Source organism: Clostridium sp. CM027 (assembly GCF_024730565.1).
Lineage (GTDB): Bacteria > Bacillota > Clostridia > Clostridiales > Clostridiaceae > Clostridium_AD > Clostridium_AD estertheticum_B.
Genome location: NZ_CP077725.1, coordinates 1208801 through 1222937, shown reverse-complemented (window position 1 = coordinate 1222937; position 14137 = coordinate 1208801). Strand labels below are relative to the sequence as shown.

Genomic DNA, 14137 nt, shown 5'->3' with positions numbered 1-14137 from the left:
TTTTATTTAGATGAAGTCTTTTGAGTATTCTTTAATGCTGAAACGAGTGCATTTACACAAACTTCAATATCGCTGTCGCTGGATATATTATTTCCAAGCTCAATAACTGTTGAATTGTTAGATAAATCTTCATTGAAATAAGATATTCCAAATTGATAAAAGTACATTTCGGATTTAACTTCTTTTGAATTTTTAATATTTCCTAATAGACTGTCAACAAATTTTTTATTTGCTTTATAACGCGGGTTTCTTTTAGTAAATTGAAATACCATTTTTCTCGCATTAGATTTTTCATTTTCTATTATATTGGAGTGTATGTCTATTAAAATAGTATTTGAATATTGCTTGACATTTTTTGTTATTAAAGCACGTGCAGCTTGATATGATTTATTATAGTCTGCCGGTGGGTCACACTTTATAAAATGGCTATTAAAACCTTCTTTTACAAGTTTATTGCTCAATAAAGCACCCACATCAGATACTTTCATTCCAGAGGGATAAGCTTCATCAGCGTGACTATTGTAAATTACTATGTCAGCTGAAAATGGTACTATAGAATCAGTATTATCACTTGTTGATTTTTTTATAATAGCTGCTGAGGCTGTATTTGGTGTGTTTTTAACTGTACTTTTAGAAGTTATTACTGGTGTTTTTACTTGCAATGTTGTAGCTTTAACAATATTTTTATCAGAGATTATGTTTGAAGTGTTTATTGCAATGCCGAGTCCTCCTATAATAACGAAAACGACCGTCCCAAGTAATATACCTTTGAAATTTATCTTCCTATACTTTGAAATCATAATAATCCTCCTTTTTATTTCAAAACTATTTAAAATCATTGAAGTAGTTCCTATAAGTCTATTGCTTTTGCCAGCCAGCTCCAATACTTTTATTATTGTATTTCCATATTGCAGGTTTTCGCTAGCTCCTAAATAAGAAATAACCTGACCATCGCAGGAAATTTCACAGTCTTGTCTCATTTTATGGAAAGCATAGAGCAAGAGAGGATTAAACCAGTAAATTATGGACAATAAAGTAATAGCATAATTTATAAATATATCCTTGTTTTTCAAATGGGTTAATTCATGCATTATAATATATTTAAATTCTTCATCACCAATATTGGCGGCTACACTGACTGGAATTAATATCTTTGGTTTAATCAATCCACACAAAGAAGGGCTATTTATTTTTTGCGAATATGATAATTCTACCTCAGTTCTTATATTCATAGCTTTCTTGCATTTATTTAGAATTTCTCTATGTGTGCTGTTTATATTTTTTATAGACGTTCCAACAATATCCTTTAATTTTTTATATCCTGTAACTAATATCGCTATTGATAATGAGGTGCCCAATATCCATATAAAACAAAACACTTTTTCAATATTAACTTTGTGGTTTAAAGGAATACGGTTAGCCTTACTAATTACACTTTTATTTGAAGGGTGAATCGCACTTATTGATATTGGATTGCTTAAGGTTGCATTTGTAAGTTCTTTTGAAGAATTAATTTGTGTTATTTGTGTAGCTTTATTTGTAGTACCCTGTACATGAAAATTTTCATATAAATTAGAGATGTTTAAAGGGTTTTGTGGCCCAAATGGAATTATTAATTTTATAATTAATATTAACCATATATAATAGTGGAAAGTAAAATTTAGTTTATTTCTAAATATTCCTTTGAAAATTAATATCATTAGTACAATTATGCTACCAATTAAAGATGAAAGTACAATCATCTCAAAAATATTTAAAAAATCCACACGCATCAACCTTCCCTTTTACTTGATTGGTTTAGTATATTTTTTAACTCATCTATATCTGTTTCAGATATTTCTTCTGATTGGGCAAAAGTTAAGAGCATAGATTTGATAGAGCCATTAAATACCCTATTAATAAAGGAGTGGCTTTCAGATTTTTTACATTCATCTTCTGATATTAAAGGGAAATATAAATATTCATAACCTAATTTAGTAAATCCAATTGCATTTTTATTTAATAATCTGTTTATCAGACTTTTAACTGTAGCTGGTTTCCAATCGGATTTATCCTTTAATTCTTGTATAATATTGATTGATGAAATTTCAGAATTAATCCATATTATTTTCATTATTTCCCATTCAGCATTTGATATCTTGGGAATTTTACACATTCCATATCATCTCATTTCAATTACAACTGTAATTTGTATTATTCTATACTATACTCCTCTAAATGGTAATTATTACATTTATATTTAAATAGAACTAAGGAGTAAACCAATAAAGATTTATGATATTATAAATTATGCTTGAATGGAATTTTGAGCTGATAAATTGATATCTTTTTTGCTTTGAAACAATAAATTAAAAGCATCCGATTGGATGCTTTTTTTGTTCCGTGTTAATTAATTTTTAGTACTCAATAATGAGTTACAACTTTTGTGTAGTCATTAAATCATCTTCGCAGGATATGATTTAATAATAAAGGGATCTGAAATAAAATGTGGAATACTAAACTTAATAGGAAAATAAATTAAAATTTACTAATTTTTGTTTGGATATTATCATTGTTATTATTAAAAAATGGGTAGATATAGAATCCTATATCCCTTAGGGGGTAGATAGTAGGGAGAGTGGATGTATTGCATAAAATGAAAAAAGTTTTTGTAAGCGTAAGCATACTATTAATTATTATTGCTATAATTTTTAAGTTTGATATACCTAATAAGATATATGCAAAAAAATTCTTAAACATTGATATTGAGAAAGCTAAGAGCATAAAAAATAATATTCCGAAAGATATTTTGGAGAGTATTGTTGAAAGCAGGGATGCAACGAGTGAAAGAAATCAAAGCATAAGGACAATTAATGACTTCAAAAAAGAGTTTCTTTATAAATATGAAAACTTAAAAAATGTACCGGATTATATAGAAGTAGATGAATCAAAAAGAGGGATTTCAGTGGAGGGAAAAAAGGCTGTAGAAGATGTAGAATATATCTTTAAAGAATTAAAATATGGATATGCTGGTTATAAATATTTTGGAGGAGATGAAAAGTTTCTAAAAGCAAAAGAAAATATCTTAATAGAATTTAAGAAGTTGCAGAAAAAGAATGGCAGAATTGAATGTAACGAATTAGAAAAAGTTATGTGTGAGAATTTAGATTTTATTCAAGATGGGCATTTTTCTATAGGGGGTGGCAGAACATGTAAGGAGTCTATTATGTACACTACTGAAAAATACGAAGTTATAAAAAAGGATAACTCTTATTTTTTGAAATTGAATAACGATATGAAAGGTATTGTTACTATAAATAAAGAGGAGCCTGAAAAATACATTAAGCCTTCTATAGATGAAAATGGAAATATTGTATATAGATTATGTAGATTATATAAGAGTAATGAAGATATGTTATCAATTTGTCTAAAATTTAAAGATGGTAATAAGGACAATAATATAAGTATTAACTTAGAGAATACATCAAAAAATCACGTGCATAAAGGAAGTAATAATAGTTATAAATATGAAGAAGTTTATAAAATACCAGTAATTGATTTAAATTCTTTTGAGCCATCTGAAAAACTTGAAAAATTTGTGGAAGATGGTAAAAAAATATCTAAGAAAGATTTAGTTATAATTGACTTAAGAGGGAATTACGGTGGGAATGAAATATATGCTTTCGATTGGATTAAAAATTTTACAAATCAAGAGTACAAATCACCGGGCTTTAGTTCAACGCTACTTACTAAAAATTCAAAAGATGCATTGCTTTACAACGGTAAAAAAATGGTGGGACCAAAGGATTATCCTAAATTTGAACAGCAACTTAATGATATGTATAAAAATAAGAAAAGTTATCTTAAATATATCGGTTGGTCAGAAGTAGGACATGATGATTCAACTCATATTAATAATGAAAAGATAATTTTTGTTTTAATGGATAAGAATACAGCTTCAGCAGGTGAAAGCTTTGTAAAGGCATTAAAAAGTTGTAGTAACACATTTTTTATAGGTACAAACACAAGTGGGATGTCAAATATAGGGGATGTGGGATATTATGTTCTACCAAATTCTAAGATCGATATTTTTTTTGGAAATACTCTTTTTGTAGATAATGATTTAGAATGGAGAGATGGATTAGGAGTTTTACCTGACTTCTGGGTTAATTCTAAAGATGAGGAATATAGATTACTTAAATTCATAAAGAATTACTCAGAAGGCAGTATCAAAAAGGATGTGCAGAAATAAGCGGAAATCAGGATAATGATATTAATATAAAACTGTCTAAATTAATTTTATAGTTGATTTAGACAGTTTTTCTCTAATCTCATCAGTAAGGTCCGAACTCGTAATTATAACATCTATATCATCTAAAGTAGCAAATTTATAGGTGCCATCAACATTAAATTTTTCTTTTTCTACAAGTAAAAATACTTCTTTACTATTAGAGACTATAATTTCTTTAACATTACCATCTTCTAATGTAACAGTACCTACGCTATTTGTAATTAAGTTTATTCCAGAACTCCCCACAAAACCTTTATTAAAGGTATATTTAGATATACTCTTAGTTGCCTCTGAACCAAAAACCCCACCAGATTTATTATTATATACTCCACCTATACATATTAGCTTAACGGTTTCATTATCATTAAAAAGGGGTGGTATTAGTGACATATTGGTTATTAAAGTTAAATTTTTAGTACTATTAGATATTAATTTAGCTAACAAAAAGTTGATACTTGAGGTATCTAAAAAAATCACATCTCCATTCTCTATAAGGGAAAAAGCTTTTTGAGATATTAACTCTTTGCTATTTAAGTTTACGTTCATTCTAGTAGTTATAGAGCTGTTTTTAGAAATCTTTCTATTTAGGATAGCTCCACCATAGGTCCTTTGAAGGGCCTCAGATTTTTCTAGTCTTTGTAGATCCTTTCTTATCATACCTTCTGAAACATTAAATCGTTCACTTAGTTCTTTAACTTTTATTCTACCGGTTTCATTAAGTATACTTAAGATTTGTTCTAGTCTTTCTTCAGTAAACATTTAAGCACCTCATCAATTATTATCATTTAGTGTTGTTGCTGATTAATATTATAACATTATTATCTAAACTTACAAAATATATTGAATAAAAACTTTAAATAGTATACAATGATAACAAACAATAGAAAACAACTTAAATTAATTAACAGAAATATTTAAAAGATGTTATAATTTAGCGTGATAAGGTAATGCTTAGCGTGATATTTTATATATTAAGACATTTGAAAAAAAGCTAGCCATGTTAATGGTTAGCTTTTTTATGCATATAGTCACAATGCATAGGCAATATTATAGGATGCTCCGTAACTGTAGTTTTTGTAGCTCCTCTATACAATTTATAAATAGGAGAGCTGTTGAATTAATATATGAATATTTAAAAATTAAAACAAAAAAATCATATAACCATCTTACTGCTCCATTTACCACACCTATCTCCAAAACAGCCTACAGTTTTTTCACCATCTTTTATTTCAATTACTTCACAATTGTTACCACAACCATTGCACTCTATATTTCGAGGGGCAAAATCATTGAAAGCTACTTCAAACCCTTTGAAATTTGTTTTTCCTGTCTTCATAACTGCTTCATTTGCAAGTACTGCCGCTCCAATAGCACCCATTACATCGTAGTGCTCTGGAACATGAATCTCAGTGCCTAAGGCTTTTTCAAAAGCTACTTTAATGCCTATATTCGCTGCAACTCCACCTTGAAAAAATATTTTTGATCGAATTTGTTTTCCTTTCCCTACATTGCTTAGATAATTCCTAACCATTGCCTCACAAAGACCTCCTATTATATCGTCCTCATTATATCCAAGCTGTTGCTTATGTATCATGTCAGATTCCGCAAAAACAGCACATCTCCCAGCTATTCTTACAGGTGATTTTGACTTTAATGCATACTCTCCAAAATCTTCAATAGGTATCTCTAGCCTTTCCGCCTGCCTATCAATAAAAGAACCTGTGCCTGCTGCGCAAACCGTATTCATTGCAAAATCTGTCACTATGCCATTTTTTAATAGTATTATCTTTGAATCTTGACCTCCAATTTCTAATATAGTACTTACATCTTTATCAATTTCGAGTGCTGCCACTGCATGAGCAGTAATTTCATTTTTTACTATGTCAGCGCCTATTAAAAAAGAAGCCATATGTCTTCCGCTACCTGTAGTTCCAACTGAGCTTATTTGCTTACTATCGTATTTTTCACTTAGAATTTTAAGTCCATCTTGGATTGCTTTTATAGGTTTACCTTTTGTTCTTAAATATAATTTTTCAATAACTTTTAATGTATTATCTAATAGTACAATATTAGTACTTACAGATCCCACATCAACTCCCATATAGTACATTGTTTTTCCTCCTCTCTAACATATCTACAAATGCTTCTATTCTAGTAATATACCCTGCCTCTCCAGTCATTTCATCTACTATCAAAGTCATTATCGGAAAATCTTTATCATTTGAAATTGCAGTCAAAATTGATTTTGATACAATTTCTGGCATACATCCCATAGGAAAAATTTGAATGGCTCCATCAAAATTCTCTTTTTCAGCAAGGAGTACTTCTCCTATGCACTCTCTAGCGTGCCCACCGATATAATATGGGAGATATTCTCTAGAAGCTCTCCTTATGTCAATTGAGTTAAGCTTTAAAGGGCGAAGTGCTGTATCTTTAATCCACCAACTAGGAGTAAGCATTCGTTTAGTGGCGACCCCATAATCCATAAGTTTATCTTCTATATAAAGATTAGAAAAGGGTTCAATTATAGTATAAATTTCACCGATAATTGCAATTTTTACTGGGGACTTATGTTTATTAATAGGAATCTCGTTTATTTTATTTTTATATTCTTTTAGAATATTCACCATCTGTGATGGCGAACTTGCTTTCGAAGCATTAAGGGTACATTCTTTTAAAAGGCCCTTAAATTCTCCTTTGGTTACCTCGAATCCTGTTAAATAATGTGCTTTACTTTCAATTTTTTCTATTAGCTCAATTACATTATAGGCTACCTTTAACGCTCTAATTTTTTGAGCTTTACCTAATGGGCTATTACCCGTGATATTGGATAGGCGATTTAAGAATTCTTCTTTACCTATGTCAAAAGGGCTATCAACTACGATAAAAGTCAAATCGTGTCCTAATTTCTTTAGCGCATTCATCTGTAATTCACAGTACTCGCCAAATCTACAGGGACCACAGCTTCCAGGGATAATTATGGTATCCGCTCCAAGATCTATACTCTGTAAATAATTGCCCATCATAATTTTATAAGGTAAGCACATTTCTTCTGGAGAAAACTTTGAACCGAGCTCTAACGCCTCGTTACTACTAAATGGTGGAACTATGCATTCTATACCCAGTCCATCAAATAGTGCTTTAGCTGCAAGATATGTGTTGCCTAAATGTGGAAATGTTATCTTCATTATTATTTTTCCTTTCAATCATATCAATAAAGGCCTCAAGCCTTGTGTCTAGGCCGCCTTCACCAGTATGTTCATCAACTTTTAAAACTAAAAGAGGGAAATCTCCAATTTTTTCTTTAATAAGTTCTAGTACAACAGAGTCTATTCCACAAGCAAAGGATGATATGTATATTGCTCCATCTATTTCATTATTTTTAGCTATACTAGTTGTAAATCCATAAGAATTTGCAGCAAAAGTCCAAAAGGGCCTTTTAAAAAGAGTTTTTACTTCTGCCTTAATTTGTTCCTCCGCCATATATTCCTCTGTTATAACTCCTACACCTAGTTTGTTTAATTTTTTTACTATATTCATATTAATGAAAGTATCGTAAAGATTATATGGATGTCCTACTAAAGCAACATTTTTTTTAAAGCCTTCATCTTTAATCCCAAATTTAAAATTCCTCTGTGTTTCTAAGGCTTTGTTAAATGCAACGCTTACCTTGCTATTATCTTTCGTAATCATTCGAGCTAGTTTTTTACACCAACAATATAATTCTTTCTCATTAGTTGCATATATAGGTTCTGTCATTACCTTTGGCAAATTGGGTATGCTATACATTATCATTTCTGGAAGTCCACAAAACTTAGGGCATATAAATTCGCGTGCGCGGACCCTCATAATTCTAGGTATTATTAGTAAATCACATCTGTCCTTTATATCTAGTATGTGTCCATGAAATATCTTTATGGGCAAACAAGCCTCGTCTACACAGTATTTAACCCCTCCATTTAAAATGTTTTTGTTTGTATCAGCAGATGTAATTACTTCTGCACCTAATTCAATTAAAAACTTTTCTATAAAAGGAAAGTATTTATAATATAATAAGCCTTTAGGAATACCAACTTTCATAATTTCCTCCTTACATCCTTTTTTACTAGCACTTTTTAATTCTGAACTATTAAGCTGAAAAGTATTCGTAAAATATAAAAAAAACTGGATTTAGTATCCATGATTTAGCGACATTTCAGCTTCGAGGGTGATGATTTAATATTATTTATATATGACATAAAATTCCGAAAAATGCATTGGATTTTTATCGTTGTCGTATTATGGTATAATAAAATAATACTCCAAAGGAAGTACGGGATTTAATTTTAGGGTGAAGCTTTATGTGAAATTAAGGTGCCTATACCCTAACCTGTCAACTAACCTGGGAGGAAAAAGGAGTGGAAATAATGACCAAATTTAAAAGTCTTAAATCTATTTTATTAACAACAACATTAACAATTGGTGTATCAATGCTTACATCACAAAATATATTTGCAGCTACATCAACAACTAAAACTTATACTGTTAAAAGTGGGGATTGCCTATCTTCAATAGCGATGAAGTACGGACAATCATTAAATAACTTAAGGAAAGCTAATAACAAATGGAACGATTCTATTTTTCCGGGTCAAGTTCTTAAGATTTCAGGAGGAGATAGTGCTACGGTGAAACAAACAACACAAACGAAGAGTGATTCACTTAAGACTTATACTGTTAAAAGTGGGGATTGCTTATCTTCAATAGCGAAAAAGTGTGGACAATCATTAAATGATTTAAGGAAAGATAATAACAAATGGAATGATTCCATTTTCCCAGGACAGGTTCTTAAGATTTCAGGAGGTACTAGTTCTACTGCAGCGCAAACATCGCAAACAAAATCTACGGCAATAAAATATACAGATAGCGATTTGAACTTGCTAGCTAGATTAATAACCGCTGAAGCAGGAGGAGAAAGTTATGAGGCTCAGGTTGCTGTAGGCGCAATAGTTGTAAATAGAGTTAAGAGCAGTTATTTCCCAAATTCAATCAAGGCTGTTATTAATGAAAATACAAATGGGCGTTATCAATTCACCCCGGTATTAAATGGTAACATTAATAGACCTGCAGAGGCAAGTGGAATGAAGGCTGCAATGGAATCACTTAATGGAAATGATCCAACAAATAAAGCTTTGTTTTTTTACAGTGGAGCTACTCCCAAAGGATTGACTGAGCCACAACCAGTTTCCAGAATAATAGGTAATATGACATTTGTACAATTGATAAAAAAGTAAAGTATTACTTTAGTGAAATGTGTAAAATAAAAGTATAATACGACAATACATAATAGTAATATAATTCATTGGCACTTGTAGAAAATTTACAGGTGCTTTTCTAATGGCTAATAATGGAGCTATTAATTCTTATGGATTACACAGTTATTAAAAGTCTATAAGTCAGTAATTATTAAATTTCAGAACTTAATTAAAATCTTTTTTAAGTGGAATTAGTTGTTGAATTTTTTGATTATGCCGCATTCATACAAGTTAGAAAATATTGTTTTAATAATGGCATAAATAGGGACAACAGCAAAGGCAGCCAAAGGTCCACCTACTGCAACTGCACCTATTACTAAGAAGATGTCAGTTAGAGGGTGAATTTTCATTGCATGAGACATAATTGCAGGCACAACAACCCTTCCTTTTAAAGTTTGTACAATGATGAATACAATAATAAGTTTTACTATCATGAGAAATCCCATGCTTAAAGCAATGATAGAGGGAATAATCATGGAAATAAAAAAACCTATAAAAGGAATAAAAGCCAAAATAAAAGTTATTGAGGAGAAAAGTAGAGCATTGGGAATGCCTATTATTTTGTAGGCAATAAATATCATAATGGATAAAGAAAGAGCTACTTTTGCTTGACCTGTAACATAAGCATCCAATACCTTATTGCTCTCAGAAAGAATTTTCAGAACAAGTTTTCCATACTTTTTAGGGGTTATGCACATGATTTTATCTTTAAATTTACAACCATCTTTAAGCAAAAAAAATAATATTATTAACACAAGAAATAGAGTTGAAAATGTGTGCATTGCATACTTTACTGCAAACATAAGGGTTTGACCCAAATTATGCGTATAAGTATTAGCTATATTGGCAAATGTTTTATATATCTCAGGGGGTATATAGTTATTAATTTTATTCATTATTTGATTAACAGGGTCTTGGCTTTTCATAAAATTGGTTAGTTCTTCTATTGTTCCATTAAACTGAATTGCAATATAATTACTAAAAAAGGTTATAGCACCTGTGCCAATAGATACTCCAAGGATTAATGTTAATAGAGCTGAGGTACTTGGTTATAAACCATTTTTCATGAAAATTGTATTTAATGGGTTCATAATATAAAACAAAAACACAGAAAATATAAAAGGAGTTAAAAATGATTTAAAAAGTATAATTATAATTTTATGAACAAAGAACATCTTACTGAAAAGAAGTATGGCCAAAAAAATTAAATTAATAATCAGCAAATTTTTTAGTATGTTATTTTTAAGCATAGTCATACACTTCCTTTGATTTACTCCATATAATATAGTTTGAGCATGTAGCTATATACTTATTCATTGCTAACAAATAGATATATCTAAACATTAACGTCTTTGTCTTTCTTCTTTTAATGTTTTGTCGCATAATAAATATTTTTGTAGATATAATAATAAAAGATAGTTTATTAAATCAAACAAAAGGGGAGATGAAATTATGAAAAACAAACCAGATGACAGGAGAGATAATGTAGATAAAATTCAGGAGAATATTGATAATTCTATTGAAAATTTTAACCTTGCTGAAGAAGCTATTGAAAAAACAGATGATGAAAAAATTATAAATTCACTAGAGGAAAAGAATGAGAGAAGAAAAGAAGCTATTACAGGCATGAGAACAGAAATTAGAGAAGAGGCAATAGATAAAAAAAACGGATATAGATAGAGTAAGAATACAATAATCAGAAACGGTATAGCAATATTTAGCTATACCGTTTTTATGAATTTTGTATGTAAACATACTGGTATTTCATTTGCTTTCGCAGTATATATTAAGCATCTTTAATTTGATAATTATAATTATTATTATATTTTCATGTTATTATGGTAAGAAATTAGAAAAGATAGATAAAGCTCAATTTATACGTGTGTTTAAATAAATTTAAGGGGTATGATTTTATGAAGAATGAGATATTATTAAAAAGTGTTGATGATAATTTGGAAGAAAAACTTATAGAGATACGTCATAATTTTCATAAGCATCCAGAGTTATCTAAAGAGGAGTTTAAAACAACGCAGACTTTACGTAAGCTATTAAATGAAGCTCAAATTCGAGTACTTGATCTACCACTTGAAACAGGGTTAGTTGCAGAAATAAAAGGATTTAAGGAAGGGCCTATTATTGCAATTCGTTGCGATATTGATGCGTTGCCTATTATTGAAGAAACAGATTTAGATTATAAGTCAGAAGTTTTTGGAAAAATGCATGCTTGTGGACACGATTTTCATACAACTGTTATTTTAGGTGCAGCTTATTTATTAAAACAACAAGAATCAACATTATCTGGAACAGTACGGGTTATATTTCAACCAGCTGAAGAAATAGGGAAGGGTGCAGAAGACATTTTGGCAAGCGGAGTCCTATCAGGTGTTGATGCAATTTTTGGATTGCATAGCTCACCAGATTTAGAAGTAGGCAGTTTAGGAACAAATGTGGGAGCTTTGACTGCAGCAGTTGATCGTTTTGAAGTCGAAATTGCAGGCACTGGAACACATGCGTCATCACCGGAAAAGGGAACAGATCCGATTATTGTTGCAGCTCATATGATTACAGCATTACAAACAATTGTTAGTCGTAATGTTAGTGCATTTGATCAAGTACTCATTAGTGTTACTCACTTGGAAAGTGGTAATACATGGAACGTAATTCCCACTACAGCTTATTTTGAAGGAACTGTGAGGACGCTTAAGGCTGAAACACGTGAGTTCGTCCCTAAAAAAATGCTGCAAATAGTTAAAGGAATGGCTGACTCATTTGGTGCAACTGCCGAGCTAAAATGGTATTGCGGACCGCCAGCAACAAATAACACAGCGAAGTGGACGTCTGTTGCATTAGAAGTAGCAAAAGAACAGGGATATGTTATTAAGGAACTTCCTCAAACCCTAATTGGAGAAGACTTTGCTTATTATCAAGAGCAAATAGAGGGTGCATTTGTTAGTATAGGTACAGGTGTGTCATATTCACTTCATCATCCTAAATTTACAGTAGATGATGCGGCAATTCTACCAAGTGCAAATTATTTTGCGAAACTCGGTAGGCGCGCATTGCTTATTTTAACAGAAAAGTAAAGTCGATTTATGAAACAAGATTAAAATGGTAATGTGCTAATAACCATATATGTGCTATAATATACCTTTATACAATCAAATATTATCTGTTGAAAAGTCTTATTTTCAATTGTATTTTATAATGAATGCAAATAAATTATAGTAATGGAGAGATGAAAGTTGAAATACAAAAAAAAATTTACTCTGATTGTTTTATTTCTAGTATTTTCTATGAACTTAAATGTTTTCGCAGTTAGTAGTAATGACACTACTAGTTTACCAACAATATATGGGAAAGCAGCCATCACTGTAGATGTTGCAACTGGCGAAATAATTTACGCGAAAAATGTTGACAAGCTAACGTACCCAGCAAGTACAACAAAGTTAATGACCGCGCTATTACTCGCTGAGAACAGGGAAAAAACTGATGAAATAAAATATACGCAAAGTGCAAAAATCCAGCCTGCGGATTCATTAAATGTTAATTTTCATCCAATTGGACTTGATGAAACTATGTCAGGTGCTGACGTAATGGATGGACTGTCACTGTTTTCAGCGAATGATCTGGCCTGTATGATTGCAGACGACGTCTCAGGAAATGGTACAAACTTTGAGAAAACGATGAATGATAAGGCAGCCCAATTGAACATGACAGGAACTCATTTTGTAACTCCTAATGGGCTTTCGCGTCCCAATCATTATACTACGCCTTATGATATGAGTATATTGGCTAGAGCTGCATTTTTAAACCCATGGGTAAAAGAATCAATGACTAAAAAGAAAAGTACCATATCAACATCAAAAGGTACAACATTTAAAATTGAAAATAGCAACAAGCTTCTTGGCGTAGATGGTTGTATTGGTGGGAAAACAGGATATACTTCACAAGCCGGAAGATGTCTTGTAGCCTTTTATGAAAGAAATGGTAGAGAAATTATGGGGGTTGTTATGGGATCAGTTATGGATGCCAAAGACACTTATGTTTTCAATGATATGGAAAACATAATTAACTATAGCTATAATTTACAGAAAGAAGTATTACATGCAAATAATTCTGTTATAAGAACTGAAACATTAAAATACAAACCGCTTGGATTCTTTGGTCCAGAGAAAACTATTAGTGTACCATTGGTAGCTAAAGAGGATGTTAGCTATTACAACAACGAAGCAAACAAAAAAGATTTGAAGGAAAATATAAACTTAACCAGTATGTCTGTTTCTAGTCTTAAAGGAAATAAGAGCGTTGGAACTTTGACATTAACTGAAAAAGGGAAGGTCAAAACTTACAAGCTGTATTCAACAGTTTCGAAAGGGTCTTTATTAAAAAACAACATACATATATATATTATGGCTACTGGGATATTTATTTTATTTTTAATTGGAATAGCGGTTATAATAAGAATGATTAATTTAAATAAGAGAAAAAGAAGGAATAATAGATTTAAAAAGAATTTTTAAAATGAAGTGAAGAAAGGGTTGTATTATGGATATTAAATCCATGATAGGGCCTTTTT

Annotated in this window: 11 protein-coding genes and 1 pseudogene; 5 read left to right on the top strand and 7 right to left on the bottom strand. The window is 30.6% G+C overall.

Going from position 1 to position 14137, the window contains the following annotated elements; genetic code table 11:
- Window positions 1–2: 2 nt before the first annotated feature.
- On the bottom strand, window positions 3–1772 hold the full coding sequence (locus KTC92_RS05845) for a M56 family metallopeptidase (protein WP_258280708.1): 1770 nt from the start codon (window positions 1770–1772) through the stop codon (window positions 3–5).
- Window positions 1772–2155 carry a BlaI/MecI/CopY family transcriptional regulator gene (locus KTC92_RS05840; protein ID WP_220286959.1) on the bottom strand — a complete coding sequence of 128 codons (384 nt, stop codon included), beginning with the start codon at window positions 2153–2155 and terminating at the stop codon, window positions 1772–1774. The genes KTC92_RS05845 and KTC92_RS05840 overlap by 1 nt, the downstream gene beginning before the upstream one ends.
- A gap of 480 nt (window positions 2156–2635) precedes the next feature.
- On the opposite strand from KTC92_RS05840, the gene KTC92_RS05835 reads away from it, so the two are divergent.
- Complete coding sequence (locus tag KTC92_RS05835) at window positions 2636–4231, top strand: S41 family peptidase (protein ID WP_220286958.1); 1596 nt, start codon at window positions 2636–2638, stop codon at window positions 4229–4231.
- Between the two features lie 36 nt (window positions 4232–4267).
- Here KTC92_RS05835 and KTC92_RS05830 read toward each other — a convergent pair whose 3' ends face one another.
- From KTC92_RS05830 to KTC92_RS05815, 4 genes are all read right to left on the bottom strand, one after another.
- Window positions 4268–5029 (bottom strand): DeoR/GlpR family DNA-binding transcription regulator, encoded by a 762-nt coding sequence (locus KTC92_RS05830; RefSeq protein ID WP_216303005.1) that lies wholly within the window; start codon window positions 5027–5029, stop codon window positions 4268–4270.
- Window positions 5030–5423: 394 nt separating this feature from the next.
- Complete coding sequence (locus KTC92_RS05825; protein WP_216303006.1) at window positions 5424–6380, bottom strand: acyl-CoA dehydratase activase; 957 nt, start codon at window positions 6378–6380, stop codon at window positions 5424–5426.
- Window positions 6361–7458: an acyl-CoA dehydratase activase-related protein gene (locus tag KTC92_RS05820; RefSeq protein WP_220286957.1), complete on the bottom strand. Its 1098-nt coding sequence runs from the start codon at window positions 7456–7458 to the stop codon at window positions 6361–6363. The genes KTC92_RS05825 and KTC92_RS05820 overlap by 20 nt, the downstream gene beginning before the upstream one ends.
- Window positions 7412–8350 carry an acyl-CoA dehydratase activase-related protein gene (locus KTC92_RS05815; protein WP_220286956.1) on the bottom strand — a complete coding sequence of 313 codons (939 nt, stop codon included), beginning with the start codon at window positions 8348–8350 and terminating at the stop codon, window positions 7412–7414. The genes KTC92_RS05820 and KTC92_RS05815 overlap by 47 nt, the downstream gene beginning before the upstream one ends.
- A 326-nt stretch (window positions 8351–8676) precedes the next feature.
- On the opposite strand from KTC92_RS05815, the gene KTC92_RS05810 reads away from it, so the two are divergent.
- A complete protein-coding gene (locus tag KTC92_RS05810) occupies window positions 8677–9540 on the top strand; it encodes a LysM peptidoglycan-binding domain-containing protein (RefSeq protein ID WP_220286971.1) in 864 nt (287 codons plus the stop codon).
- 212 nt (window positions 9541–9752) lie between these two features.
- Here KTC92_RS05810 and KTC92_RS05805 read toward each other — a convergent pair.
- Window positions 9753–10589 (bottom strand): annotated as a pseudogene (locus KTC92_RS05805) (AI-2E family transporter); the annotation flags it as partial.
- A 424-nt stretch (window positions 10590–11013) separates the two neighbouring features.
- Between KTC92_RS05805 and tlp the strand changes: the two are divergent.
- The 3 genes from tlp to KTC92_RS05790 all read left to right on the top strand — a co-directional run bounded on the left by tlp (window position 11014) and on the right by KTC92_RS05790 (window position 14081).
- Window positions 11014–11241 (top strand): small acid-soluble spore protein Tlp, encoded by a 228-nt coding sequence (tlp, locus tag KTC92_RS05800; protein WP_216303011.1) that lies wholly within the window; start codon window positions 11014–11016, stop codon window positions 11239–11241.
- A gap of 233 nt (window positions 11242–11474) precedes the next feature.
- Window positions 11475–12644 carry an amidohydrolase gene (locus KTC92_RS05795; protein ID WP_220286955.1) on the top strand — a complete coding sequence of 390 codons (1170 nt, stop codon included), beginning with the start codon at window positions 11475–11477 and terminating at the stop codon, window positions 12642–12644.
- Window positions 12645–12854: 210 nt separating this feature from the next.
- Window positions 12855–14081: a D-alanyl-D-alanine carboxypeptidase family protein gene (locus KTC92_RS05790; protein ID WP_220286970.1), complete on the top strand. Its 1227-nt coding sequence runs from the start codon at window positions 12855–12857 to the stop codon at window positions 14079–14081.
- Window positions 14082–14137: the final 56 nt, after the last annotated feature.

Bases quoted from the DNA above. Each gene is read 5' to 3' on its own strand.
- KTC92_RS05840 (WP_220286959.1), bottom strand. From the start codon at position 2,155: ATGTGTAAAATTCCCAAGATATCAAATGCTGAATGGGAAATAATGAAA.
- KTC92_RS05810 (WP_220286971.1), top strand. From the start codon at position 8,677: ATGACCAAATTTAAAAGTCTTAAATCTATTTTATTAACAACAACATTA.
- KTC92_RS05830 (WP_216303005.1), bottom strand. From the start codon at position 5,029: ATGTTTACTGAAGAAAGACTAGAACAAATCTTAAGTATACTTAATGAA.
- KTC92_RS05825 (WP_216303006.1), bottom strand. From the start codon at position 6,380: ATGTACTATATGGGAGTTGATGTGGGATCTGTAAGTACTAATATTGTA.
- KTC92_RS05820 (WP_220286957.1), bottom strand. From the start codon at position 7,458: ATGAAGATAACATTTCCACATTTAGGCAACACATATCTTGCAGCTAAA.
- KTC92_RS05845 (WP_258280708.1), bottom strand. From the start codon at position 1,772: ATGCGTGTGGATTTTTTAAATATTTTTGAGATGATTGTACTTTCATCT.
- tlp (WP_216303011.1), top strand. From the start codon at position 11,014: ATGAAAAACAAACCAGATGACAGGAGAGATAATGTAGATAAAATTCAG.
- KTC92_RS05835 (WP_220286958.1), top strand. From the start codon at position 2,636: ATGAAAAAAGTTTTTGTAAGCGTAAGCATACTATTAATTATTATTGCT.
- KTC92_RS05815 (WP_220286956.1), bottom strand. From the start codon at position 8,350: ATGAAAGTTGGTATTCCTAAAGGCTTATTATATTATAAATACTTTCCT.
- KTC92_RS05790 (WP_220286970.1), top strand. From the start codon at position 12,855: ATGAACTTAAATGTTTTCGCAGTTAGTAGTAATGACACTACTAGTTTA.
- KTC92_RS05795 (WP_220286955.1), top strand. From the start codon at position 11,475: ATGAAGAATGAGATATTATTAAAAAGTGTTGATGATAATTTGGAAGAA.